1 protein-coding gene is annotated in these 399 nt (G+C 31.8%); it reads right to left on the bottom strand.

Going from position 1 to position 399, the window contains the following annotated elements; translation table 11 throughout:
* The coding region (locus ADM33_RS05355; protein WP_049503560.1) for a relaxase/mobilization nuclease domain-containing protein at positions 1-399 on the bottom strand (399 nt) is incomplete at both ends.

Below are 399 nucleotides of genomic sequence, written 5' to 3'. Positions count from 1 at the left end.
GTCGAATGTTTTAAAAGAAAATCCAAACGAGATTTAATCTCATAGCGAAAAGAATTTTTTTTGCGATAGGCATGATACGATTTTCGATTAGTCCATAATTTCTCTTTGAGAATTTTGGCTCCAGCTAAATCCGCATACTTATCTGAAATATTCTCTAAACTTTTTTTCGTTCCTTTTTGCCATCGAAACTTTTTTAATGTAACAGAATTAGTAGAATTAAAAATAATGTGATTATGAATGTGTCCTTTATCCATGTGAGTCGCTATGACAAATTCATGTTGTCCACCAGTTAATTCTAAAATTGTTTTACGGCCAATCTCATGAATTTCTTGCGGAGTTAAATCATCTTCAGGAGAAAATGATTGAATAATGTGATGAGCCAAAACTCGATTCGGATTT

It is taken from the genome of Streptococcus oralis (assembly GCF_001075875.1).
Classification (GTDB): Bacteria; Bacillota; Bacilli; order Lactobacillales; family Streptococcaceae; genus Streptococcus; species Streptococcus oralis_I.
The sequence above is the reverse complement of the archived record's forward strand: the minus strand, read 5'-3'. Positions and strand labels throughout refer to the sequence as shown.